The organism is Agrococcus sp. KRD186 (assembly GCF_017168255.1).
Classification (GTDB): domain Bacteria; phylum Actinomycetota; class Actinomycetes; order Actinomycetales; family Microbacteriaceae; genus Agrococcus.
Genome location: NZ_JABFAP010000001.1, coordinates 893,277 through 915,347, shown reverse-complemented (window position 1 = coordinate 915,347; position 22,071 = coordinate 893,277). Strand labels below are relative to the sequence as shown.

24 protein-coding genes are annotated in these 22,071 nt (G+C 69.1%); 15 read left to right on the top strand and 9 right to left on the bottom strand.

Translation table 11 applies throughout. The annotated features are described in order from the left end of the window. The first annotated feature begins 42 nt into the window (after positions 1–42). Genes sufC through pnuC form a run of 3 tightly spaced genes read left to right on the top strand, consistent with a single transcriptional unit; the run spans position 43 to position 1,836 of the window. Positions 43–801 carry a Fe-S cluster assembly ATPase SufC gene (sufC, locus tag J1M46_RS04400; protein WP_206446702.1) on the top strand — a complete coding sequence of 253 codons (759 nt, stop codon included), beginning with the start codon at positions 43–45 and terminating at the stop codon, positions 799–801. Further along, on the top strand, positions 801–1,133 hold the full coding sequence (locus J1M46_RS04395; RefSeq protein WP_092919447.1) for a metal-sulfur cluster assembly factor: 333 nt from the start codon (positions 801–803) through the stop codon (positions 1,131–1,133). The genes sufC and J1M46_RS04395 overlap by 1 nt, the downstream gene beginning before the upstream one ends. Position 1,134: 1 nt before the next feature. Then, on the top strand, positions 1,135–1,836 hold the full coding sequence (gene pnuC / locus J1M46_RS04390; protein ID WP_206446701.1) for a nicotinamide riboside transporter PnuC: 702 nt from the start codon (positions 1,135–1,137) through the stop codon (positions 1,834–1,836). A 13-nt stretch (positions 1,837–1,849) separates the two neighbouring features. On the opposite strand, the gene J1M46_RS04385 is transcribed toward pnuC, so the two are convergent. Both J1M46_RS04385 and J1M46_RS04380 read right to left on the bottom strand, forming a co-directional pair. Then, positions 1,850–3,709, bottom strand: a complete 1,860-nt coding sequence (locus J1M46_RS04385) for a DEAD/DEAH box helicase (protein WP_206446700.1) — start codon at positions 3,707–3,709, stop codon at positions 1,850–1,852. 152 nt (positions 3,710–3,861) lie between these two features. Then, entirely contained in the window at positions 3,862–4,485 is a 624-nt protein-coding gene (locus J1M46_RS04380) for a biotin transporter BioY (RefSeq protein ID WP_206446699.1), read from the bottom strand. Positions 4,486–4,559: 74 nt separating this feature from the next. Here J1M46_RS04380 and J1M46_RS04375 point away from each other — a divergent pair, with 74 nt between their 5' ends. The 3 genes from J1M46_RS04375 (at position 4,560) to J1M46_RS04365 (ending at position 7,755) form a co-directional block, all read left to right on the top strand. Further along, positions 4,560–5,315, top strand: a complete 756-nt coding sequence (locus J1M46_RS04375; RefSeq protein WP_206446698.1) for an isocitrate lyase/PEP mutase family protein — start codon at positions 4,560–4,562, stop codon at positions 5,313–5,315. A gap of 115 nt (positions 5,316–5,430) precedes the next feature. Continuing rightward, positions 5,431–7,041: an ABC-F family ATP-binding cassette domain-containing protein gene (locus tag J1M46_RS04370; protein ID WP_206446697.1), complete on the top strand. Its 1,611-nt coding sequence runs from the start codon at positions 5,431–5,433 to the stop codon at positions 7,039–7,041. A 54-nt stretch (positions 7,042–7,095) separates the two neighbouring features. After that, positions 7,096–7,755: a trimeric intracellular cation channel family protein gene (locus J1M46_RS04365; RefSeq protein ID WP_206446696.1), complete on the top strand. Its 660-nt coding sequence runs from the start codon at positions 7,096–7,098 to the stop codon at positions 7,753–7,755. Between the two features lie 33 nt (positions 7,756–7,788). On the opposite strand, the gene J1M46_RS04360 is transcribed toward J1M46_RS04365, so the two are convergent. The 5 genes from J1M46_RS04360 to J1M46_RS04340 all read right to left on the bottom strand — a co-directional run bounded on the left by J1M46_RS04360 (position 7,789) and on the right by J1M46_RS04340 (position 10,804). Then, the gene (locus J1M46_RS04360) at positions 7,789–8,154 is read right to left on the bottom strand and encodes a bleomycin resistance protein (RefSeq protein WP_206448574.1); all 366 of its coding nucleotides are present in this window, start codon (positions 8,152–8,154) and stop codon (positions 7,789–7,791) included. A gap of 52 nt (positions 8,155–8,206) precedes the next feature. Continuing rightward, on the bottom strand, positions 8,207–9,004 hold the full coding sequence (locus J1M46_RS04355; protein ID WP_206446695.1) for an SURF1 family cytochrome oxidase biogenesis protein: 798 nt from the start codon (positions 9,002–9,004) through the stop codon (positions 8,207–8,209). Continuing rightward, positions 9,004–9,243 carry a hypothetical protein gene (locus J1M46_RS04350; protein ID WP_446698556.1) on the bottom strand — a complete coding sequence of 80 codons (240 nt, stop codon included), beginning with the start codon at positions 9,241–9,243 and terminating at the stop codon, positions 9,004–9,006. The genes J1M46_RS04355 and J1M46_RS04350 overlap by 1 nt, the downstream gene beginning before the upstream one ends. Next, entirely contained in the window at positions 9,240–9,575 is a 336-nt protein-coding gene (locus J1M46_RS04345; protein WP_206446694.1) for a DUF3099 domain-containing protein, read from the bottom strand. The genes J1M46_RS04350 and J1M46_RS04345 overlap by 4 nt, the downstream gene beginning before the upstream one ends. A 65-nt stretch (positions 9,576–9,640) precedes the next feature. Beyond that, entirely contained in the window at positions 9,641–10,804 is a 1,164-nt protein-coding gene (locus tag J1M46_RS04340) for an ROK family protein (RefSeq protein ID WP_342384274.1), read from the bottom strand. A 203-nt stretch (positions 10,805–11,007) separates the two neighbouring features. Between J1M46_RS04340 and J1M46_RS04335 the strand changes: the two genes are divergently transcribed. From J1M46_RS04335 to J1M46_RS04295, 9 genes are all read left to right on the top strand, one after another. Beyond that, positions 11,008–11,775 carry a TIM barrel protein gene (locus tag J1M46_RS04335; protein ID WP_206446693.1) on the top strand — a complete coding sequence of 256 codons (768 nt, stop codon included), beginning with the start codon at positions 11,008–11,010 and terminating at the stop codon, positions 11,773–11,775. A 58-nt stretch (positions 11,776–11,833) separates the two neighbouring features. Further along, a complete protein-coding gene (locus J1M46_RS04330; protein WP_241249015.1) occupies positions 11,834–12,997 on the top strand; it encodes a substrate-binding domain-containing protein in 1,164 nt (387 codons plus the stop codon). Between the two features lie 56 nt (positions 12,998–13,053). Next, positions 13,054–14,232, top strand: a complete 1,179-nt coding sequence (locus tag J1M46_RS04325) for a Gfo/Idh/MocA family protein (RefSeq protein WP_206446691.1) — start codon at positions 13,054–13,056, stop codon at positions 14,230–14,232. Further along, on the top strand, positions 14,232–15,758 hold the full coding sequence (locus tag J1M46_RS04320) for a sugar ABC transporter ATP-binding protein (RefSeq protein ID WP_241249014.1): 1,527 nt from the start codon (positions 14,232–14,234) through the stop codon (positions 15,756–15,758). Before J1M46_RS04325 ends, J1M46_RS04320 begins: the two co-directional genes overlap by 1 nt. Positions 15,759–15,811: 53 nt before the next feature. Then, positions 15,812–16,726, top strand: a complete 915-nt coding sequence (locus J1M46_RS04315; protein ID WP_241249013.1) for an ABC transporter permease — start codon at positions 15,812–15,814, stop codon at positions 16,724–16,726. A gap of 44 nt (positions 16,727–16,770) precedes the next feature. Continuing rightward, positions 16,771–17,832, top strand: a complete 1,062-nt coding sequence (locus J1M46_RS04310) for a Gfo/Idh/MocA family protein (RefSeq protein ID WP_206448570.1) — start codon at positions 16,771–16,773, stop codon at positions 17,830–17,832. Next, positions 17,829–18,842 (top strand): TIM barrel protein, encoded by a 1,014-nt coding sequence (locus J1M46_RS04305; protein ID WP_206446689.1) that lies wholly within the window; start codon positions 17,829–17,831, stop codon positions 18,840–18,842. The genes J1M46_RS04310 and J1M46_RS04305 overlap by 4 nt, the downstream gene beginning before the upstream one ends. Positions 18,843–18,911: 69 nt before the next feature. Continuing rightward, positions 18,912–19,619, top strand: coding sequence for a beta-ketoacyl-ACP reductase (gene fabG, locus J1M46_RS04300; RefSeq protein ID WP_206446688.1), 708 nt, complete (start codon positions 18,912–18,914; stop codon positions 19,617–19,619). A gap of 16 nt (positions 19,620–19,635) precedes the next feature. Next, on the top strand, positions 19,636–20,028 hold the full coding sequence (locus J1M46_RS04295) for a polyketide cyclase (protein ID WP_092919427.1): 393 nt from the start codon (positions 19,636–19,638) through the stop codon (positions 20,026–20,028). A 70-nt stretch (positions 20,029–20,098) separates the two neighbouring features. On the opposite strand, the gene serB is transcribed toward J1M46_RS04295, so the two are convergent. Then, the gene (gene serB / locus J1M46_RS04290; RefSeq protein ID WP_092919425.1) at positions 20,099–20,755 is read right to left on the bottom strand and encodes a phosphoserine phosphatase SerB; all 657 of its coding nucleotides are present in this window, start codon (positions 20,753–20,755) and stop codon (positions 20,099–20,101) included. Further along, a complete protein-coding gene (gene glgC / locus J1M46_RS04285) occupies positions 20,752–21,990 on the bottom strand; it encodes a glucose-1-phosphate adenylyltransferase (RefSeq protein ID WP_206446687.1) in 1,239 nt (412 codons plus the stop codon). The genes serB and glgC overlap by 4 nt, the downstream gene beginning before the upstream one ends. Positions 21,991–22,071 lie beyond the last annotated feature (81 nt).

Genomic DNA, 22,071 nt, shown 5'->3' with positions numbered 1-22,071 from the left:
AGACGGATTGACGCGGCTGCTGCCGCGAAGGAAGGAAGCGCCATGAGCGTCCTGGAAATCAAGGACCTGCAGGTCTCCATCGAGACCGAGCAGGGCAAGAAGGAGATCCTGCGCGGTGTCGATCTCACGATCAACTCCGACGAGATCCACGCCATCATGGGCCCCAACGGCTCCGGCAAGTCGACGCTCGCGTACACGATCGCCGGCCACCCCCGGTACCTCGTCGACGGCGGCTCGATCACGCTCGACGGCGAGGACGTCCTCGCGATGAGCGTGGACGAGCGTGCGCGCGCCGGCCTGTTCCTGGCCATGCAGTACCCGGTCGAGATCCCCGGCGTGACCGTGTCGAACTTCCTGCGCACCGCCAAGACGGCGATCTCGGGCGAGGCACCGCGCGTGCGCGAGTGGATCGGCAGCGTCCGCGGCGCCATGGAGAAGCTGCGCATGGACTCGTCGTTCGGTGAGCGCAACGTCAACGAGGGCTTCTCGGGCGGCGAGAAGAAGCGTCACGAGATCCTCCAGATGGAGCTCCTGCGCCCGGCATTCGCCGTGCTCGACGAGACCGACTCCGGACTCGATGTCGACGCGCTGCGCATCGTCTCCGAGGGCGTGAACCGCATCAAGGCCGAGACCGGTCTCGGCGTCATGCTCATCACGCATTACACGCGCATCCTGCGCTACATCGAGCCCGACCGCGTGCACGTGTTCGTGAACGGCCGCATCGCGGAGCAGGGCGGCCCCGAGCTCGCCCACCGCCTCGAGGAGGAGGGCTACGATCGGTACCTGAAGGCAGGTGTCTGATGGCTCTGATCGAGGTTGACGCAGCGAAGTTCGACGAGGCGACCGAAGCGCTGAAGGACGTCGTCGACCCCGAGCTCGACGTCAACATCGTCGACCTGGGCCTGATCTACGATCTCGCGTGGGACGACGAGCAGGATGCGCTGGTCGTCTCCATGACGCTCACCTCGGCAGGCTGCCCGCTCACCGATGTGATCGAGGCCGAGATGGCCGAGAAGCTCGACGGCGTGGTCGACCAGTTCCGCATCAACTGGGTGTGGATGCCGCCGTGGGGTCCGGAGCGGATCACCGAGGACGGCCGCGAGATGATGAGGGCTCTGGGCTTCTCCATCTGAGATGGATCCGCTCGACTGGATCCTCGGGCTCTACACCGCGACCATCCCGGTCGGTGGCGGTCAGGAGCTGCTGCTACGCGAGGTCGTCGGCAACGCCTTCGGCCTCACGAGCGCGCTCGGTGGCATGCTGCGACGGGTCTGGGCGTGGCCGGTCGGCATCGTCGGCAACGCCCTGCTGCTGACCGTCTTCCTCGGCACGCTGCTCGATCCGGGCCATGAGCTGCCCGCGCTGCTCGGGCAGGCCGGCCGCCAGGTCATGTTCATCGCCGTCGCCATCTACGGATGGGTCCGGTGGCGTCAGGCGCGCGACGACGGCGGACAGATCATGCCTCGCTGGGCGTCGTGGCGGGAGCGCGGCGGTCTGGTGCTCGCGCTCGTGCTCGGCACGATCGCCATCACGCCGCTGTTCCGCATGCTCGGCTCCTACGAGCCGGTGTGGGCGGATGCGTGGACCTTTGTCGGCTCGCTGCTGGCCACTTACGGGATGGCCAAGGGCTGGACCGAGTTCTGGCTGATCTGGATCGCTGTCGATCTCGTGGGCGTGCCGCTGCTGTTCAGCGCCGGCTACTGGGCGACCGCGCTGATGTACGCCTTCTACGGCGTCTTCACGCTCGTCGGCTTCATCGTCTGGTCGCGCGCTCGGCGCAAGCCCAGCATCGAGACGGTCATGCCCGATCCGCGGGTCGGGAAGCCGCAGAACTGAGCCTGCCGCAGCGTCAGTGCCGCGGCTTGCGCGGCGGCCGCTCGTCGCGCTGGCGTCGCTCGTCCCGCCCGCCGCGGTCGTCGCGCTGGCGTCGCTCGTCCCGCCCGCCGCGCTCGTCGCGCTGGCGTCGCTCGTCCCGCCCGCCGCGCTCGTTCCGGCCGCCGCGATCCGCCCGGCCGGTGTCGACGCGGATGTCGATCGGCACGCCCATGATGCGGGTCTGCGACAGACGCTCGAGCTGCGAGCGATCGAGCTCGGGCAGCTCGACGAGCGTGAAGTCCCAGCGGATCTGGATACGGCCGAAGTCGTCGCGCCCGAGGCCCCCCTCATTCGCGAGCGCGCCGACGATCTGGCGGGGCTCGACGCCTCGCCGGCTGCCGACGGCGAGGCGGTAGGTCGTCGCGTCCGAGGGGCCACGGCGGGCGCGGCGCTCCCCGGGCTCGTCGCCGCCGGCGCGGCTGCCCTGCTCAGCGCGAGGGGCTCGCTCGGTGCGCGAGGCCTGCAGTTTGCGATCGGCCGCCTCGTCCAGCAGCAGGGGAGTGTCGCCCTGCGCGACGACTGCGAGCGCGGCGGCGACATCCTCCTGCGGCACGTCGTGGTGCTCGACGTAGTGGGCGACGATCTCGCGGAAGCGCTCCACGCGGTCGCTCTGCGCGAGCGCAGCCGTGATGGCGTCGTCGAAGCGCGCCAGACGCGTCGTGTTCACCTCGCCGGCGCTCGGCATCGGCATGACCGTGACCGTGGCCTTCGTCGCCTTCTCGATGGCACCGAGCATGCGGCGCTCCCGTGCGGTGACGAAGCTGATCGCGTCGCCCGAACGGCCGGCCCGCCCGGTGCGGCCGATCCGGTGCACGTACGACTCGGTGTCGATCGGCAGGTCGTAGTTGATGACGTGGCTGATGCGCTCGACGTCGAGCCCGCGGGCGGCGACGTCCGTGGCCACCAGCACGTCGAGGTCGCCGGAGCGCAGCTGCTCGATCGTCTTCTCGCGCTGCGGCTGCGCGACGTCGCCGGAGATCGCCGCCGCCGCGTAGCCGCGCGCTCGCAGGCGCTCGGCCACCGTCTCGGTCTCGTTGCGGGTGCGGGTGAAGACGATCGCTCCCTCGAAGGGCTCCACCTCGAGCACGCGCGTGAGTGCCTCGAGCTTCTGCTGGTAGGAGACGAACAGCGCGCGCTGCGTGATGTTCGGCGTCGTCGAGGCGCTCGCGCGCACCGTGATCTCCGCCGGCTGGCGCAGGTGCTGCTGCGAGATCGCCCGGATCTGCCGCGGCATGGTCGCTGAGAACAGGGCGACCTGCTTCTCGACCGGGGTCGACTCGAGAATCTGCTCGACGTCCTCCGCGAAGCCCATGCGCAGCATCTCGTCGGCCTCGTCGAGCACGACGTGGGTGAGACCGGAGAGGTCGAGCGTGCCCTTCGCCAGGTGATCCATGATGCGACCGGGCGTGCCGACGACGACGTGCACACCGCGGCGCAGCGCCGAGAGCTGCACGCCGTACCCCTGCCCGCCATAGATGGGCAGCACGTGCACGCCGCCCAGGTGCGCGGAGTAGCGCTCGAACGCCTCGCACACCTGCACCGCCAGCTCGCGCGTCGGCGTCAGCACCAGCACCTGCGGGCTGCGGCGCGAGACGTCGACGGCGGCGAGCACTGGCAGTGCGAAGGCTGCGGTCTTGCCCGTCCCGGTCTGCGCGAGCCCGATGACGTCGCGACCGGCGAGCAGCAGCGGGATGGTCTCGGCCTGGATCGCCGACGGCGTCTCGTAGCCGACGTCGTCGAGCGCGCGCATGATGCCGGGCGGGAGGCCCAGGCTCGTGAACGTGGTGCGCTCGGCATCGGGCTCGGTGGCAGGGGGCTGCTGCGCGTCGGTCATGAACGCAACGCTACGCGCTCCAAGGCGCCGCGCGCGCCGCGAGGGTCATGAGGCGCCGGGATGGCTCGCTTCACCCAGACATGACGACGCCCGCGCGATCGGTGCGCGCGGGCGTGGTCGACGGATGCGCCGGTGGCGCGACGGGGTCGGGCTCAGTCGGCGCTGCGGTCGAGTGCCCGCACGCCCTTCCAGGCCAGCGGCAGCGCCGCTGCGGCGATCGCCCACTTGACGAGGCCGCCGACGATGAACGGCAGGAAGCCGACGGCGAGCGCGCCGCCCAGACCCACGGGGCTGCCGAGCGCGGCGAGCACCATCGCCATGTAGGGGATACCGAAGGCGAAGGGGATGAGGCTCGCGAGGCCGAACAGCGCGATCGCCAGCACGGGGCGGCGATCCCAGCGGCGCTCGGCGAGCGCGCCGACGACCGCGGCCGTGGCGATGAAGCCGATGATGAAGCCGAAGCTGGGCTTGCCGATCGCGGCGATCGAGCCGGTGAAGCCCGCGAAGATCGGGGCACCGGCGAGGCCGAGCGCCATGTAGCCGGCGAGCGCGGCGACACCGCGGCGGAAGCCCAGGGCTGCGGCGACCAGCATCACGGCGAGCGTCTGGCCGGTGATGGGCACCGGCCACATCGGGATCTCGGCCTGCGCGAGCGCGGCCACGACGGTGATGCCGGCGAGGACGAGCAGGACGTCCTTCGCGAGCGTTCGCTGACCGACGAGCGCGTCGACGAGCACGGTGCGGCGGGGGAGTGGGACAGCAGCAGCAGCAGTCATGAGCGACAGCCTATGCGGGGGCGGTGGCTCCGCGGCGCACCTATCTCTCGGTACCACCGAAGTAGCCTGGCTGCATGAGCGATCTGAAGGCCAAGGCCACCACCCTGCTGCGCATGCACGACGACTTCGTCGTGCTCCCGACCGTCTGGGATGCGTGGTCGGCGCGCGCGATCGTCGACGCGGGATTCGCCGCGATCTCGATCGGCAGCCACCCGCTCGCCGATGCGCGCGGCCAGCAGGACGGCGAGGGCATGAGCCTCGACGACGCGCTCGAGGGCATCGCCCGCATCACCGCAGCCGTCGACGTGCCGGTCAGCGCCGACCTCGAATCCGGCTACGACACCGCCCCGGCCGAGCTCATCGACCGCCTGCTCGACGCCGGCGCCGTGGGGCTGAACGTCGAGGACACCGTGCACAGCGAGGGCCGCATGCGCGAGCCCCAGGAGCACGCCGACACCATCGCCGGCCTGCGTGCCGCCGCCGACGCGGCGGGCGTCGACGTGGTCATCAACGCGCGCACCGACGCCTTCGTCAGGCCCGAGCTGCACGGCGGCGACCCCGTGGCGCAGGCGGTCGAGCGGATGCTGCTGGCCGAGCAGGCGGGCGCGCGCTGCCTGTACCCGGTGAAGGTGCCCGACGCCGCGGCGCTGACGGCCGTGCTCGAGGCCGTCACCCTGCCCGTGAACGTCATCGCGCATCCGCGGGACGGATCGACCGTCGACGGCCTGCAGGACATCCGCGCGCTCGGCGCCCGCCGCGTCACCTTCGGCCCGATGCTGCAGAGGGCGCTCACGGCGACGATCGCCGACCTCGCCGGGCCGTGGCGCTGAGGCGGTGACGCTGACGCGCGACCGCGAGCCCCGCTCCGGGGCGCTGATAGGCTGAACGGCTGGCCCGCTCTGTCGGGCCGAACCCCACCACCTGTCGAGAGAGGCTCCTGCGCGCATGATCGCTGTGTCTGGATTCGAGCTCTCCGTCGGGCCCCGCACGCTGATGAGCGACGTCTCCTTCCGCATCAGCGCGGGCGACAAGATCGGCCTCGTGGGCCGCAACGGCGCGGGCAAGACCACCATGACGAAGGTGCTCGCCGGCATCAGCGACGACCGCGACGGCCACACCTTCGCAGGGCAGATCGACCGCAGCGGCGAGATCGGCTACCTGCCGCAGGACCCGCGCTCCGGCGACCCCAAGCAGACCGCCCGGCGCCGCATCCTCGACGCCCGCGGCATCGGCGAGCTCGTCGAGGGCATGCGCCTGGCGACCGAGCAGATGGGCGAGGGCGGCACCGTCGCCGACGACGCCATGCGCCGCTACGGCCGGCTCGAGGATCGCTTCCTGGCGCTGGGCGGCTACGCGGCCGAGGCCGAGGGCGCGGCGATCGCCTCCAACCTGCAGCTGCCCGACCGCATCCTCGACCAGCCGCTCGAGACGCTCTCGGGCGGTCAGCGCCGCCGCATCGAGCTCGCGCGCATCCTCTTCTCCGGCGCCGACACCATGCTGCTCGACGAGCCCACCAACCACCTCGACGCCGACTCGGTGGTGTGGCTGCGCGAGTTCCTGAAGGGCTATCAGGGCGGCCTGCTGGTCATCAGCCACGACGTGCAGCTCGTCGAGGAGACCGTCAACCGGGTCTTCTACCTCGACGCCAACCGCCAGGTGATCGACATCTACAACATGAGCTGGAAGCTCTACCTGCGCCAGCGGGAGGCCGACGCCGAGCGCCGCAAGCGCGAGCGCGCGAACGTCGAGAAGCAGGCCAGCCAGCTCGAGCTGCAGGCGGCGAAGATGGGCGCGAAGGCGACCAAGGCCGTCGCCTCCAAGCAGATGGCGAAGCGCGCGGAGCGGATGCGCTCGGGGCTCGAGGACGTGCGCGCCGTCGACCGGGTGGCCAAGCTGCGCTTCCCGAAGCCCTCGCCGGTGGGCAAGACGCCCATCATGGCGCGCGACCTGTCGAAGTCCTACGGCTCGCTCGAGATCTTCACCGCCGTCGACCTGGCGGTGGACCGCGGCTCGCGCGTCGTCATCCTGGGCCTCAACGGCGCCGGCAAGACCACGCTGCTGCGCATCCTGGCCGGCGTCAGCGAGAGCGACACGGGTGAGATCGAGCGCGGCCACGGGCTGCGCGTGGGCTACTACGCGCAGGAGCACGAGACGCTCGACGTCGAGCGCAGCGTGCTGCAGAACATGATGACCGCCTCGCCCGACATCACCTCCACCGAGGCGCGTCGCGTGCTGGGCTCGTTCCTGTTCACCGGCGACGACGCCGACAAGCCTGCCCGCGTGCTCTCGGGCGGCGAGAAGACGCGCCTGTCGCTGGCGATGCTGGTGGTCTCCAGCGCCAACCTGCTGCTGCTCGATGAGCCGACCAACAACCTCGACCCCGCCAGCCGCGAGGAGATCCTCGGCGCGCTGGGCGCCTATGAGGGCGCGGTCATCCTCGTCAGTCACGACGAGGGCGCCGTCGAGGCGCTCGACCCCGAGCGGGTGCTGATCATGCCCGACGGCACCGAGGATCTCTGGAACCCCGAGTACCTCGAGCTCATCGGCCTGGCCTAGCCTTTCTCTGGCGGCATGCCGCCAACGGCTTCGGAGCGTGGAGGAGTGGCTGCGATGGACGAGCTGAGCGGATGGGTCCTGGTCGTCTGGGAGTCGTTCAACGCCGTCGGCGTGCTCGCCTTCGCACTCTCCGGTGCACTGCTGGCCACGCAGAAGCGCATGGACCTGGTCGGCATGGCCGGACTCGCGGTCGTCACCGCCACCGGCGGCGGCATGGCCCGCGACGTGCTGATCGGAGCGACCCCGGCCGCGGCGCTCACCGACTGGTGGATGCTCGCAGTGGCGCTTGCGGGCGCCCTGCTGGTGTTCCTGCTGCACCGCTGGATGAGCCGGCTCGACAAGCCCGTGCTGGTCTTCGACGCCATCGGCCTGGGCATCTTCGTCGTCGACGGAGCGAGCAAGGCGATGCAGCACGACGTCGGGCCGGTCGGGGCGGCATTCGTCGGCATGCTCACCGGCATCGGCGGGGGTGTGCTGCGCGACGTGCTCGCCAACGACGTGCCCGCTGTCTTCCGCCGCGAGTCGCGGCTCTACCTGCTGCCGGCCCTGATCGGCTCGAGCCTGGCGGCCGCGGCCATCAGCCTCGGCGTCGGCTACTGGTGGCTCATGGTGCTGATCGCAGTGCTCGTGTGCGGGCTGCGCATCGCCAGCGAGCTGCTGCAGTGGCGGCTGCCCGCGGTGAAGACCGAGGCGATGACGATCATCCGCGACTGAGGCGGGCGGGGGCGCAGGGGCTGCGCGGGGCGCTCAGCCCGCCTGCTCGATCAGCGCCAGCTGCGTGCCGTCGAGATCGACCAGGTACCCGGCGCGCAGCCCCCACTCCTGCATGCGGACGGCGTGCAGGCGCGGCATCCCGGCCGTCGCCTCCGGCACCCCGGCGTCGCGCACGGCCGCGTAGAGCTCGTCCACGTCCCCGACCCGCAGGCAGCACATGAAGCTGCTCGCGCGCGGATCGAGCTCCGGGTGCGGGAAGAACTCCAGCTGCAGGTCGCCGCGGACGAGGATCATCCATCCCTCGTCACGGAAGCCGCGCGCGAAGCCGAAGGCGCCGTAGAACGCCTCCGTCGCGTCGAAGTCCCTCGACGGCAGGTTCGGCACGGCACGGTCTCGCACGATGGACACGGCCCCATGATGCCGTGCGCACGGGAGGCCGTCGAGCCGTCTCTCAGGTGCGATCGAGGATGTCGTCCTCGACGTCGGCGTCCGTGCGCCGCACGCGCTTGGGCCGCACCTCGGGCGAGGCGCTGCGCAGCTCGTCGCGCATTCCCCACGCCAGCGCGGCGAAGGCGCCCAGCGCGAACACGTACCACTGCAGCGAGTACGACAGGTGCGGGCCCGGGTCGAGCACCGGGCGGCTCGCGAGAGAGACGTCGTCTGGCGCGCTGCCGTCCTCGCTGACGAGCAGCCCGTAGGCGCCCGTGTAGGTCGATGGCCCCAGCTGCACGGCGAGCTCCTCCAGATCGACCGATGCGATCTGCCCCTCCGGCGCGCCGCGGCCGGCGATGGAGCCCTCATCGGGCCGCAGCCGCGCCACGACCGTCGTCGGGCCCTGCGGCGTCTCGGGCTCCGTCACGGGCCGCTCGGCACCGCTGGCCTGGTCGATCCAGCCGCGGTTGACCACGAACACGGTGCCGTCGACGGTGCGGAAGGGCGCGATCACCTCGAAGCCGACCTCACCGCCGCGCCAGCGGCCGCGCAGCAGCAGCTGCTCGTCCGGCAGGTACTCGCCCTCGAGCAGCACGGGCGTCCACTGCAGGTCGGGGTCGAACGCGCCCAGCTCTGGCAGGGCATCCGCCACCGCCGCAGGCGTCCGGTCGTAGTTGGTCTCCAAGCGGTCGATCGCGGTGAGCGCCTCGTCGCGCCGGTTCCACTGCCAGATCGCGAGCGCGCAGCACACGATCGCGAACACGACGGCCACGGAGATGTAGCCGAGCCAGCGCGGCTCGCGCAGCAGCCGCAGCATCAGGCGACCCGCTCGACGGTCTCGCCGAAGGCGGTCACGACCACCGGGAAGCCGCGGGAGCGCAGCCACGCGGCGAGCGTGTCGCGGTGCTCGCCGCACGCGGCCCAGGTCTTCACCCGGTCGGCCGAGTGGATGCGCGGGTTGCGCCAGTGCACTGCGTGCGCCGCGTCGTCGCTGCAGCCGGCGGCCGAGCACGGCGTCGTGCCCTGCTCGCCCTCGAGCATCGAGAGCAGGCTCACAGCACGTCACCCGTCGGTCGGGTGCTGCCCGCATCCGTCGCCTGCGGGGCCGCGCTCGGGCCGGGCGGCAGCGCGTTGGGCGCCTCGATGCCCGCGCTCGTGCGGTGCGTCGAGACGTTCGCGATGACGACGGCGAAGTAGGGGATGAACACGGCGAAGAAGGCCGGGATGAGCTTCCACCAGCCGGGCACGATGAAGAAGATGCCGAGGGCGGCGACGCGTACGAGCATCAAGTAGAAATACATGCGGAAGCGCCTCTGACGATCCTCGTCAGGGGACATCGGGAGGTCGGTGAGCGACCCGGCGCTATCTTGATCTCTGTGCTCTCGCATGGCTCTGACAAGTATACGCCCGGGGGGTCAGCCCAGCAGGGCTCTGAACGACGCATCGCCGCAGTTCACTCGCCGTTCAAGCGGGCGAGGACCGCGTCGATGGCGGCGGCGTTCAACCTATCCTCGATCACCATCAACGCCGCGCCCCGCACTCCTGCATCCACCCCGCCCTGTGCCGGGACGATGCTCAAGTGCTGTGTCGCGAGCGGGATGGCACGTCGGTAGACGACCTCGCGCACGCCCGCGATGATCTCCTGCACGTGCACACCGAGTTGGCCGCCGACGACGACGGTCGAGGGGTTGAGCATGCTCACGCAGATCGCGGCGACTTCCCCGATCGCCCTGCCGGCATCGCGGGCGGCTGCGATCGCGCTCGGATCACCGACGCGGATGCGATCCACGACGTTGGCCGGGTCGATGGTTTCGCCCGTCGCATCGCTGAGCGCGCGCGCGATCGCCGGTCCGCTCGCGGTCGCCTCGAGGTCGTGCTCGTCGCCACCGTGGGGGACCTGTACGTGCCCGAGATCGCCGGCAGACCCTCTGGCACCTCGCTGTAGCACACCTCCAGCCACGATGCCGGCACCGATGCCGGTCGACACCTTGATGAACAGCAGATCATCGACGTCCGGCCAGGTGGTCGCGCGCTCCCCGAGCGCGAGCAAGTTCACGTCGTTGTCCACGAGCACGGGCACGTCGTAGTCACGACGGACGAACGATGGGATGTCGAAGCCATCCCACCCCGGCATGATCGGAGGTCTGATCGGGCGTCCGGTGGCGTGCTCGACAGGGCCGGGCACGCCGACGCCAATGCCGATCAGTGACGTCTGGTCGAGGCCCGCGCTCGCAATGAGTGCTGCAGCGGAGTCGAGCACGAGGTCCAGGATCGCGTCTGGGCCCGCTGCGATGTGCAGCCGGTGCTGCGCCCGGGCTATCACGTCGCCGGACATGTCCGTAAGGCCGACCGTCCCGTGCGTCGCGCCAAGATCGATGCCGATGATGAAGCGTGCTCGCGGGTCGAATACGAACCGGCTCGGCGGGCGACCCCCGGACGAAGCCGCGACGCCTGCCGGCACGATCAGGCCGAGCTGGGTGAGTGCAGCCATGCGCACGACGACCGTGGTGCGAGCCAGACCTGTCTCCTGCATCAGCTCAGCACGCGTGCGAGCACGTCCGTCTCGCAGCACCTGGAACAGTTCGCCGGCTCCATGTGTGGGCGTCAGCGAGATCACCGCACCTCCTCAACTCTCCGGAAGGGTTAACGTTGTGAGCGAGCGTATTACACCTTCACTTTCAACCTCGAGATAATGACATTTGACTTATCGAAGTCAAATGGCTAGCCTGGGCTCGTCGGGTCATACGAGGAGGTAGTCGACTCATGAAGCTTGCATACGAGGCGAACGCTTGGGGCGGCGTTGTGGGCACCCCTGCCGCTGTGACAGACCTTCCCACCGGCTACTACCTGACGCCGGGAGATATCGGCGTCGCGCTCACCGCCATAGCTGAGGCCGGCTTCTCAGGAGTCGAGGTGTTCGACGGCAACCTGATGGGGTGGGAGGACGGCATCGAGCCGTTCCGCTCCGCTCTGACCGACAACGGCCTGTCGCTCACCGGCGTGTACTCGGGCGGCCACTTCATCTATCGAGACGCCCACGATGACGAGTACGCCAGGTTCGAGCGATCGATCGCCGTTGCGGCGTCCGCGGGAGCCCGGCATTACATCGTGGGCGGCGGTTCGATCCGCAGCACCGGCCGTCGCGTCGAGGACTTCGCGGTCATGGGCGAGTTGCTCGATCGCGTCGCCGAAAGAGCACGCGCGGAAGGCCTCGTGCCCAGCTATCACCCGCACCTCGGAAGCCTTGCTGAGACGGGTGAGCAGATCGACGCGCTCTTCGCCGCCTCCAGCATCGGACTATGCGCAGACGTCGCGCATCTCGCCGTCGGCGGCTCCGACCCCGCAGCAGTCATCCGACGGTACGCCGACCGTCTCGACTACGTGCACCTCAAGGACGCCGACCTCACTACGGGAGCCTTCCTCCCCCTCGGAAGCGGCGACATCGACCTCGCTGCAGTCATCGCAGAGGTGCGGGCGGCGGGGTACGACGACTGGATCACGGTGGAGCTCGACGGCTACCTGGGCGACCTCCAGGCTGCCGCAGTCACCAGCCGGACCTTCCTGGAGCATCACGGCCTCGCCGACTGAAGCACCCGAACGACCGAGCGGCGCGACCGCGCTGACTCGCACAGCAAAGGAGATGTGCATGAAGAACCTCACACGGCCGCTCGTCGCGGTCGCAGCCCTCACGGCGCTCGTGGGCCTCGCGGCCTGCACGCCAGCCAGCGACGGAGCGCAAACCGAAGTCGATCCAGAGGTCGCGGCGCAGATCGATGCCGCGCTCGAGGAAGTCACGGGCCAGGTGCTCAGCGAGGGTCCCAACGGAGAAGAGCCGTCGCCGTTCTCGGCCACCGAGATGACGGAAGATCAAGTCGCCGAAGTCGCCGACATGGACCTCACCGCGGCGATCGTCATGCACTACGGCGGCAACGACTGGGCCAACGCGCAGATCGCGGGGCTCAACGCTGAGTTCGAGCGCCTGGGCATCGAGGTCATCGCGACGACCGACGCCGACTTCGATCCCGCGAAGCAGGTCTCCGACATCGAGACCGTGCTCGCCCAGCAGCCGGACATCATCGTCTCGATCCCCACCGATCCCGTTGCGACCGCCGCTGCCTATCGGCGGGCGGCGGAGCAGGGCGTGAAGCTCGTCTTCATGGACAACGTTCCCGATGGCTTCGTCGCGGGGGAGGACTACGTATCCATGGTCTCCGCCGACAACTACGGCAACGGCGTCACGTCTGCCTACCTGCTGGCACGCTCGCTGGGCGGTCAGGGCACGATCGGCGTGATCTACCACGAGGCCGACTTCTTCGTGACGCAGCAGCGCTACGACGGGTTCATGGCGACCATCACCGAGGAGTTCCCGGACATCGAAGTCGTCCAGGAGCAAGGCATCGCCGGACCTGACTTCGCAGGCGATGCCCAGGGTGTCGCGAGCGCCATGCTGACCCGGCACCCGGACCTCAGCGGCATCTGGGCAGTGTGGGACGTGCCGGCCGAGGGCGTGATGGCCGCCGCGCGCGAGACCGGCAGGACCGACATCCGGATCGCGACCGAGGACCTGGGCACGAACGTGGCGATCGCGCTCGCGCGGGACGAGATGGTGGTCGGCCTCGGCGCCCAGCTCCCGTACGACCAGGGCGTCGCGGAGGCGCGTCTCGCCGCGCTCAGCGTGCTGGGGGAGGATGTGCCGCCGTATGTGGCGCTCAGCTCGCTTCCCGTCGACCACGACAACGTCCTCGAAGCCTGGGAGCTCGTCTACCACGCCGACCCGCCGGCGGCGGTCACGGACGCCTACACCGAATGACCACCGTGGGGCGGCCAGCATTGCCGGCCGCCCCACGCTCTCGAAGAGGAGAAGACATGCAGGACATCAACATCGCCCTCATCGGCGGCGGATTCATGGGCAAGGCCCATTCGCTCGCGTACGCAGCCATGCCGATGTTCTTCTGGCCCGCGCCTGCTCGACCCATCCGCAAGACGGTCGTCGATGTCACCGAAGAGCTCGCATCGACCGCCGCAGACCGGTTCGGCTGGGAGCGCTACGCCACCTCCTGGCAGGAGGTCATCGACGACCCGACGATCGACGTCGTGGACATCGCGACTCCGAATCATCTGCATGCGGAGATCGCCATCGCGGCAGCCGAAGCCGGGAAGCACGTCATCTGCGAGAAGCCGCTCGCGCCGTCAGCCGCGGATGCAAAGCGCATGCTCGACGCAGTCGAGCGAGCCGGTGTCGTGAGCGCAGTCGCTTTCAACTATCGCCGCACGCCCGCGGTGGCGCTCGCGAAGAAGTACATCGACGAGGGCGCGATCGGCACGATCCTGAACTTCCGCGGCACGTACTTGCAGGACTGGAGCGCCGATCCTGATTCGCCGCTCAGCTGGCGCTTCCAGAAGAAGATCGCCGGATCGGGGGCGGTGGGCGACATCGGGTCGCACGTGGTCGACCTCGCCCGGTATCTCGTCGGCGAGATCAGCGAAGTCAGCTCCATCGTCTCCACCTTCATCAAGGACCGACCGCTGCAGTCGAGCGGGTTCGACGCCCTGGGCGGCTCCGTGAAGTCCGACGGGCCGCGCGGAGAGGTTGACGTCGATGACGAGTCCGTCTCCCTCGTCAAGTTCCGGGACGGCGCGGTGGGCTCTATCGAGGCAACCCGAAACGCGTGGGGTCGCAACAACTTCATCACGTTCGAGATCCACGGTACCGAGGGCTCGATCGTGTTCAACTACGAGAACCGCGACGAGCTGCAGGTCGCATTCAAGAACGACCCGAGCGATCGGCGGGGCTTCCGCACGGTCTACACCGGTCCCAGCACACCGTACGGCGATGCGCTCTGGCCGATCCCCGCGCTCGGCATCGGCTACGGCGAGACGAAGATCATCGAGGCCTACGAAGTCATGAAGGCGATCGTCGAAGGCGGATCGGTTCGCCCCGATTTCGCCGATGGCTACCAGACCGCGCTGATCGACGAGGCGATCCTCGAGTCAGGGCGCACCGGTCTGTGGACCCCGGTGCCTGAGCATCCACGAGCCCGGTGATGGGCGCCTCGGCGATCGACACGACGACGCCCGTCGTCCGAATGCGGGACGTGGTCAAGGACTTCGGCCCGGTCAGCGTGCTCAAGATGGTGGACATGGACATCCGGGCAGGGGAAGTCCATGCGCTCGCCGGCGAGAACGGTGCCGGCAAGTCGACGTTGATGAAGATCCTCCAGGGGGTCTACACGATCACGTCGGGCACCATCGAGGTGGACGGCCGCGAAGTGACGATCCGTGACACTGCGGATGCGGAGCGCGCCGGGATCGGGATGGTGTTCCAGGAGTTCAGCCTCATCCCGTCGATGACCGTCGCGCAGAACATCTCGCTGAACCGAGAGCAGCGCGGCCGGCTCGGTCTCATCGACGACCGGGCGGCAGAGAACGAGGCACGTCGCATCTTCGACGATCTGGGCGTCGCTCTCGACCCGCGCGCAACGGTCGGGAACCTGGGGACCGCGTACTGGCAGCTCGTCGAGATCGCGAAGGCGATCGCGAAGGACGCGAAGGTGCTCGTCATGGACGAGCCGACTGCAAGCCTCGCCAAGCATGAGGTCGAGAACCTGTTCGCGCTGATCGAGCGGCTCAAGCATCGGGGCATCGCGATCGTCTACATCTCTCACCGCATGGACGAGATCCGCCGCGTCGCGGACCGGATCACCGTGCTGCGTGACGGCAGTGTCGTGCTGAGCGATCAGCTCTCCGAGCTGTCGTCGCCCCAGATCATCGAGGCCATCATCGGGCGGAGGCTCGCGAGCGATCTCGTCTATCGCGAGCGCGAGCGAGATCCTGAAGCACCGATCATCCTCTCGGCGGTCGGCATCGCGAGCGCACACGTGCTCCGATCGATGGATCTCACCGTGCGCGCCGGCGAGATCGTCGGCCTCGCGGGACTGATGGGCAGCGGCCGCACGGAGTTCGCTCGAGTGCTCATCGGCATGGACAGGCCGACACGAGGCGAGCTGCGCATCGACGGGGAACGTCGGGTGCTCTCGGGTGTGCGTGCCGCGCAGCGAGCTGGCATCGCGCTGATCCCCGAGGACCGTCGCGAACAGGGTCTCGTGCTCGAGCACTCGGTCTCCGACAACCTCGTCCTGCCAGTGCTGGGAACCGTCATGCGTGGGCCCTTCGTGAGCCCCGCGAAGATTGCGCGGCTCACCGACCACCTCGTCAGGACCTACGGCGTGAAGACCAGTGACCCCGACATGCCCGTGAACAGACTCTCCGGCGGCAACCAGCAGAAGGTCGTCGTCGCGAAGTGGATCAACACCGCCCCTCGACTGCTGGTGATGGACGAGCCGACGGCCGGCGTCGACATCGGCACCAAGACCGAGATCCTCGACATGGTTCGAGACTTCGCGTCACAGGGCAACGCCGTCGTCTTCATCTCCTCTGAGCTGCCCGAGCTGCTCGCCGTCGCCGACCGCATCGTCGTACTCGGGGAAGGCAGTACGTTCCGTGCATTGGAGCGAGCCGAGATCGAGAGCGAGGAGCAACTGCAACTCATCATCCAAGGAGAAGCCGCATGAGCAGCACCGCAACGACGGAGAGGCCGTCGCTGATCAGCAGGATCACTGCGCACATGGATTGGCGCAGCAACATCATCTACATCGCGTTCATCCTCGTGTTCGTGCTGTTCTCGGTCATGTTGGGCGACAGCGGATTCTTGACGGGAAACAACCTCCTCAACATCGTTCGGCAGACTGCGACGATCTCCGTGATGGCAGTCGCCATGACCTTCGTGATCGCCAACGCTGAGATCGACCTCAGCGTCGGCTCTGTGGCAGGACTGTCCTCCGTGGTGACTGCGATGGCGATCACGCACTACGGCCTCCTTCCCGGAATCCTCGCGGGTCTCGCCTCTGGTGCGGTCATCGGGGCAATCAACGGCGGGCTGGTGGCATGGCTGAAGATTCCGTCGTTCCTGGTCACGCTCGGCATGCTGGGTCTCGCGGCCGGACTCGCTCAGTGGATCACGGGCTCTGCACCGCAGCCGATCGGCGACCGGTGGTACATCCTGATCTTCGGAGGCGGTGACTTCGGTCCGGTGCCCGGCCTGCTCGTCTGGACGGTGCTCGCAGTCGCGGTCGGCTGGATCGTGATGAACCGCACTCGCTTCGGTCGTCAGGTGCTCGCCACAGGCGGTAACCCGACCGCCGCCGCCTACACAGGCATCCGCACCGCACAGATCAAGTTCGCCGTGCTCCTGACGTCAGGAATCGTGGCAGCGCTCGCGGGCATGCTCTACGCCGGTCGACTCGAGTCAGGACGCTTCCAATGGGGTCAAGGCGACGAGCTCACCGTCATCGCCGCCGTCATCCTGGGGGGCACGAGCCTCTTCGGTGGCCGAGGTGCGATCATCGGCACGCTCTTCGGCTCGCTCTTCATGGGCCTGGTGAACAACGGCCTGATCCTCGCGGGGCTCGATGTCGCGCAGCAGCAAGTCGTCCGCGGCGCCATCATCATCGCGGCCGTCGCGCTGTCGAGGAAGAAGTGAGCGCGGCACGGCCCGTGCGCAGCGGGATCATCGGCCACGGGTTCATGGGCGCCGTGCATACCCGCGCGGTGCGTGCAGCCGGGGGCGAAGTGGTCGCCTACGCAGGGCGCGACCTCGCTCGCGCGGCGGATGCCGCAACACGAAACGGTGTTGCGCGCGCTCTCTCGCCTGAGGCGCTGATCGCCGACCCAGAGGTCGATGTCGTACACATCTGCACGCCGAACTCACAGCACGTTGCGCTCGCACGCGCGGCCATCGCCGCGGGCAAGCACGTGGTCTGCGAGAAGCCGCTCGCGATGACCCTCCATGATGCGATGGGGCTCGACCGGGCCGCTGAGGCCGCAGGCGTCGTGACCGTCGTGCCGTTCGTCTACCGGTACTACCCGGCGGTGCGCGAGGCTCGTGCGCGCATCGCGGCTGCCGGCGAACGCATCTGGCTTGCCCACGGCCACTATCTGCAGGACTGGATGGCCGACAGCGACGCCTACAACTGGCGAGTGGAGGACGGCGACTCGCGGGCGTTCGCCGACATCGGCGTGCACTGGTGCGACTTGTTCGAGTTCATCAGCGGTCACCGCATCAGCCGGGTCTCCGCCCGCTTCACGCGTCTGCACGATGTTCGCATCTCACCGCAGGGCGAGGTGCCGGTGTCCAGCGAGGATGCCGTCACGATGCTGTTCGAGACCGACCGCGATGCATCCGGCAGCGTCGTCATCTCGCAGGCGAGCCGCGGACGCAAGAACCGGCTCTGGCTCGAGCTCGACGGCGTCGAGGCCTCGTACGTCTTCGACCAGGAGGACCCCGATCGCCTCGTGGTGGGAATGACCGAGGGAACCCTCATCGTTCCGAAGGGCGGGGAGACGATGCCCGCGGCCGCGGTCGCACCGTACGTCACGACGCCTTCCGGTCACGTCCAGGGATACCAGGAGTCGTTCACGCTCCTCATGGGCGAGATGATCTCGGCAGTGCGGGGTCACCCGGCATCAGGGATGCCGGGCTTCTCCGACGGCGTGCGTGCGGCGCAGATCACGGAAGCCGTCGTCACATCCGCACGTCGGGGAGGATGGTGTGAACTCACCAGCACCGAACTCGGGAGGATCGCGTGACACCGACGACGCACCCCGTCACCCTGTTCACCGGTCAGTGGGCGGACCTGCCGTTCGAGGAGGTCGCGCGCCTGGCCGCCGGATGGGGATTCGACGGCCTCGAGATCGCGGCGTCCGGCGACCACCTCGATCTTCGGCGAGCAGATGAGGACGCCGCATACCTGCAGTCGCGGCTCGACATCCTCGACCGACATGGTCTGCGCGCACACGCCATCTCGAACCACCTCGCGGGTCAAGCCGTGTGCGACGCCCCGATCGACTTCCGACACCGAGCGATCGTGCGAGAGTACGTCTGGGGGGACGGTGAGCAGGAGGGTGTGCGCCAGCGTGCGGCGGCCGACATGCAGCGCGCCGCGCGAGTCGCCCGCAAGCTGGGCGTCGACACCGTCGTGGGCTTCACCGGATCGTCGATCTGGCCGTACGTCGCGATGTTCCCGCCGGTGCCTGCAGAGGTGATCGATCAAGGCTACGAGGACTTCGCAGACAGGTGGAATCCCATCCTCGACGTCTTCGACGGCGAGGGAGTGCGATTCGCCCATGAAGTGCACCCGGGTGAGATCGCCTACGACTACTGGACATCGGTGCGCGCGCTCGAGGCGATCGATCACCGCGAGGCCTTCGGATTCAACTGGGATCCGTCGCACATGATGTGGCAGCACATCGACCCGGTCGGCTTCATCACCGACTTCAGCGATCGGATCTATCACGTCGACTGCAAGGACACGCGGCTCCGATCCAAGAACGGGCGCGGCGGCGCGCTGGGGTCACACCTGGCATGGGGCGACCCGCGGCGCGCTTGGGATTTCGTCTCGACCGGGCGCGGCGACGTTCCGTGGGAGGACTCCTTCCGCGCGCTCCGCGCGATCGGATACGAGGGTCCTATCTCGATCGAGTGGGAAGACGCCGGGATGGACCGGTTGCACGGGGCTGAGGAGGCACTGCGCTTCGTGCGGTCGCTGCTGTGGGAGTTGCCCGACGCGGCGTTCGATGCAGCGTTCTCCAACCAGTGACCAGCGCTCGCACGAGACCCTACGCGCCTGAGGGATGCCGAGGCCTGCGGCCCCAATAGGCTGGCGGTCATGATCTCTCGCACCGTGCTCGTCACCGGCGGCAATCGCGGCATCGGCCGCGCGATCGCGCAGGCCTTCCTCGACGCCGGCCACCGCGTCGCCATCACCTCGCGCGACGGCTCCGGCCCCGAGGGCGCGCTGGCAGTGGCCGCCGACGTCACCGACAGCGCCTCGGTCGACGCGGCGTTCACGACGATCGAGGCCGAGCTGGGCCCGGTGGAAGTGGTGGTGGCGAACGCCGGCATCACCCGCGACACGCTGCTGATGCGCATGAGCGAGCAGGACTTCTCAGAGGTCGTCGACACCAACCTCACGGGCGCCTTCCGCGTGGCGCAGCGGGCCTCGAAGGGCATGCTGCGCGCCAAGTGGGGCCGCATCGTGCTGATCTCGAGCGTCGTCGGCCTGTACGGCGGCCCCGGCCAGGTGAACTACTCGGCGTCGAAGGCGGGCCTGGTGGGCATCGCCCGCTCGATCACCCGCGAGCTCGGCGCGCGCGGCATCACCGCCAACGTGGTCGCGCCCGGCTTCATCGAGACCGACATGACGGCCGAGCTCGACGACAAGACCCAGGCCGAGTACAAGAAGGCCATCCCCGCCGGCCGCTACGCGACCCCCGAGGAGGTCGCGAACGTGGTGCGCTGGATCGCCAGCGACGAGGCCGCCTACATCTCCGGCGCCGTCATCCCTGTCGATGGCGGCCTTGGCATGGGTCACTGACCTCCGGATCCCCGGCATGGAGTCGCGACACCTCAGCGTCGTCATCCGCCGCGACTGGCGCGCGGTCGCAGCCTTCGCCGGTGATCCCGAGCAGCTGCCGCGCTGGGCGGCCGGCCTCGCCACTGGCGAGCTGCGCAGGGACGGCGACGCGCTGGTGCTGGAGTCTCCGATGGGGGAGGTGCGGGTGCGCTTCGCGCCGCACAACGCCTTCGGCGTGCTCGACCACGACGTGACGCTGCCCGACGGCACGGTCGTCCACAACCCGCTGCGTGTGCTGGCGCATCCGCACGGCGCAGAGGTCGTCTTCACGCTGCGACGCCTGGACGGCGTGAGCGCGGATGCGTTCGAGGCCGACGCGCAGGCGGTGGCCGCCGACCTCGCGCGGCTCAGGTCGCTGCTCGAGCGCTGAGCGCTCCGCAGGTGTACGACGGTTTGCTCACAACCGGCGGTCGGGAGCGCCGATCGCCATACATGTGCCTTCAGGGGCGAGCGGGCGCGGGCAGCAGCGCGATGAGCTCGCGGAAGTCGGGCACCTCGACGATGTGGCTCGCCTGCTCGCGCACGGCGGGCTTCGCGCAGAACGCGACCGAGATGCCCGCCGCTCCCATCATCAGCAGGTCGTTGGCGCCGTCGCCGACCGCGACGATGCGCTCGCGCGGCACGCCCAGGTTGAGGCGCAGCGACTCGAGTGTGTCGCGCTTGGCCGCACCGTCGATGACGGGACCGATCGAGCGGCCCGTCAGGCGCCCATCCGCCACCTCGAGCCGGTTGGCGCGCGCATGGTCGATGCCGAGCTGCGCCGCCAGCGGGTCGAGCACCTCGTGGAAGCCGCCCGAGACGGCCGCGACGACGCCGCCGCGCTCGTGCACCTCGGCGATCAGCTCCGGCACGCCGTCGGTGACGGTGACCTGCTCGCGCACGTCGTCGAGCACGGATGCGGGCAGGCCCTCGAGCATCAGCAGACGCTCGGCGAGCGAGGCGGCGAAATCGAGCTCGCCGCGCATCGCGCGATCGGTGACCGCGGCCACGTGACGCTCGGCGGCGGGCCCGACCGCGCGCGCGATCAGCTCGATAACCTCATCGCGGATGAGCGTGGAGTCGACGTCGGTGACCAGCAGCAGGGCGGCGCCGCTCACTGGAAGATCTTGGTGCCCTTGGGCACCGTCACGATGCCGGAGGCGGAGATCGAGAAGCCGCGCGAGCGGTCGAGGTCGTGGTCGACACCAACCTGCACCCCGGGCCCGAGCTCGACGTCCTTGTCGATGATGGCGCGGCGCACGACCGCACCGGCGCCCACGTGGACGAAGTCGAACAGGATCGCGTCGGAGACCGTGGCGCCGGCATCGATCACGCACCAGGGGGCGACGACGCTGCGCACGATCGAGGCGCCCTGCACGACCGAGCCGGAGCCCACGATGGCCTCGTTGACGTCGGCGGCGCGACCCCACGCATCCCTGGTGAACTTCGCCGGGGGAGCGTTGACGATCTGCGTGTAGATCGGCCACTCGCGGTTGTAGAGGTTGAAGATTGGCAGCGCCGAGATGAGATCCATGTGCGCGTCGAAGAACGACTCGATGGTGCCCACATCGCGCCAGTAGTACTTGTCGCGCTCGGTCGCGCCGGGCACCGTGTTGTGCTTGAGGTCGTACATGGCGGCCTCGCCGCGCTCGACGAACCAGGGGATGATGTCTCCGCCCATGTCATGGCTCGAGCCTTCGAGGCTGTTGTCGGCGATGACGGCCTCGACCAGCGCATCCGCGTCGAAGACGTAGTTGCCCATCGAGGCCAGCACCTCGCCGGGGGCGACGACGAAGTCGGATGCGTCGGCGGGCTTCTCGTGGAAGGCCTTGATGAAGCCGTCCTTCGTCTCGTCCTCCTCGATCACGCCGAACTGGTCGGCGAGCTCGAGCGGCTGACGGATGCCGGCGACGGTCGCGCGGGCGCCGGACTCGATGTGCGCCTGGATCATGTCGCTGAAGTCCATGCGGTAGACGTGGTCGGCGCCGACCACCACCACGATGTCGGGCTTCTCGTCGGCGACCAGGTTCAGCGACTGGAAGATCGCGTCGGCGCTGCCTGCGAACCAGTGCTTGCCGGTGCGCTGCTGCGCCGGCACCGAGGTGACGTAGGAGTTGAGCATGTTCGACATGCGCCACACCTGCGAGAGGTGCCGGTCGAGCGAGTGCGACTTGTACTGGGTGAGCACCACGATCTTGCGCAGATCGGAGTTGATCAGGTTCGAGATCGCGAAGTCGATCAGCCGGTAGGCGCCGCCGAAGGGCACCGCAGGCTTCGCACGATCGGCTGTCAGGGGCATCAGCCGCTTGCCCTCGCCGCCGGCGAGCACGATCCCGAAGACCTTCTTCTCCATGGCCACACCCTACGGGCACGCGGGTGGGAGGGGCCAGGGCACCGCCCCCAGACTGGGCAAATGCCTGGCATAGGGTGAGGC

Bases quoted from the DNA above. Each gene is read 5' to 3' on its own strand.
- sufC (WP_206446702.1), top strand. From the start codon at position 43: ATGAGCGTCCTGGAAATCAAGGACCTGCAGGTCTCCATCGAGACCGAG.
- J1M46_RS04395 (WP_092919447.1), top strand. From the start codon at position 801: ATGGCTCTGATCGAGGTTGACGCAGCGAAGTTCGACGAGGCGACCGAA.
- pnuC (WP_206446701.1), top strand. From the start codon at position 1,135: ATGGATCCGCTCGACTGGATCCTCGGGCTCTACACCGCGACCATCCCG.
- J1M46_RS04385 (WP_206446700.1), bottom strand. From the start codon at position 3,709: ATGACCGACGCGCAGCAGCCCCCTGCCACCGAGCCCGATGCCGAGCGC.
- J1M46_RS04380 (WP_206446699.1), bottom strand. From the start codon at position 4,485: ATGACTGCTGCTGCTGCTGTCCCACTCCCCCGCCGCACCGTGCTCGTC.
- J1M46_RS04375 (WP_206446698.1), top strand. From the start codon at position 4,560: ATGAGCGATCTGAAGGCCAAGGCCACCACCCTGCTGCGCATGCACGAC.
- J1M46_RS04370 (WP_206446697.1), top strand. From the start codon at position 5,431: ATGATCGCTGTGTCTGGATTCGAGCTCTCCGTCGGGCCCCGCACGCTG.
- J1M46_RS04365 (WP_206446696.1), top strand. From the start codon at position 7,096: ATGGACGAGCTGAGCGGATGGGTCCTGGTCGTCTGGGAGTCGTTCAAC.
- J1M46_RS04355 (WP_206446695.1), bottom strand. From the start codon at position 9,004: ATGCTGCGGCTGCTGCGCGAGCCGCGCTGGCTCGGCTACATCTCCGTG.
- J1M46_RS04345 (WP_206446694.1), bottom strand. From the start codon at position 9,575: ATGCGAGAGCACAGAGATCAAGATAGCGCCGGGTCGCTCACCGACCTC.
- J1M46_RS04330 (WP_241249015.1), top strand. From the start codon at position 11,834: ATGAAGAACCTCACACGGCCGCTCGTCGCGGTCGCAGCCCTCACGGCG.
- J1M46_RS04325 (WP_206446691.1), top strand. From the start codon at position 13,054: ATGCAGGACATCAACATCGCCCTCATCGGCGGCGGATTCATGGGCAAG.
- J1M46_RS04320 (WP_241249014.1), top strand. From the start codon at position 14,232: ATGGGCGCCTCGGCGATCGACACGACGACGCCCGTCGTCCGAATGCGG.
- J1M46_RS04315 (WP_241249013.1), top strand. From the start codon at position 15,812: ATGGATTGGCGCAGCAACATCATCTACATCGCGTTCATCCTCGTGTTC.
- J1M46_RS04310 (WP_206448570.1), top strand. From the start codon at position 16,771: ATGGGCGCCGTGCATACCCGCGCGGTGCGTGCAGCCGGGGGCGAAGTG.
- fabG (WP_206446688.1), top strand. From the start codon at position 18,912: ATGATCTCTCGCACCGTGCTCGTCACCGGCGGCAATCGCGGCATCGGC.
- J1M46_RS04295 (WP_092919427.1), top strand. From the start codon at position 19,636: ATGGAGTCGCGACACCTCAGCGTCGTCATCCGCCGCGACTGGCGCGCG.
- glgC (WP_206446687.1), bottom strand. From the start codon at position 21,990: ATGGAGAAGAAGGTCTTCGGGATCGTGCTCGCCGGCGGCGAGGGCAAG.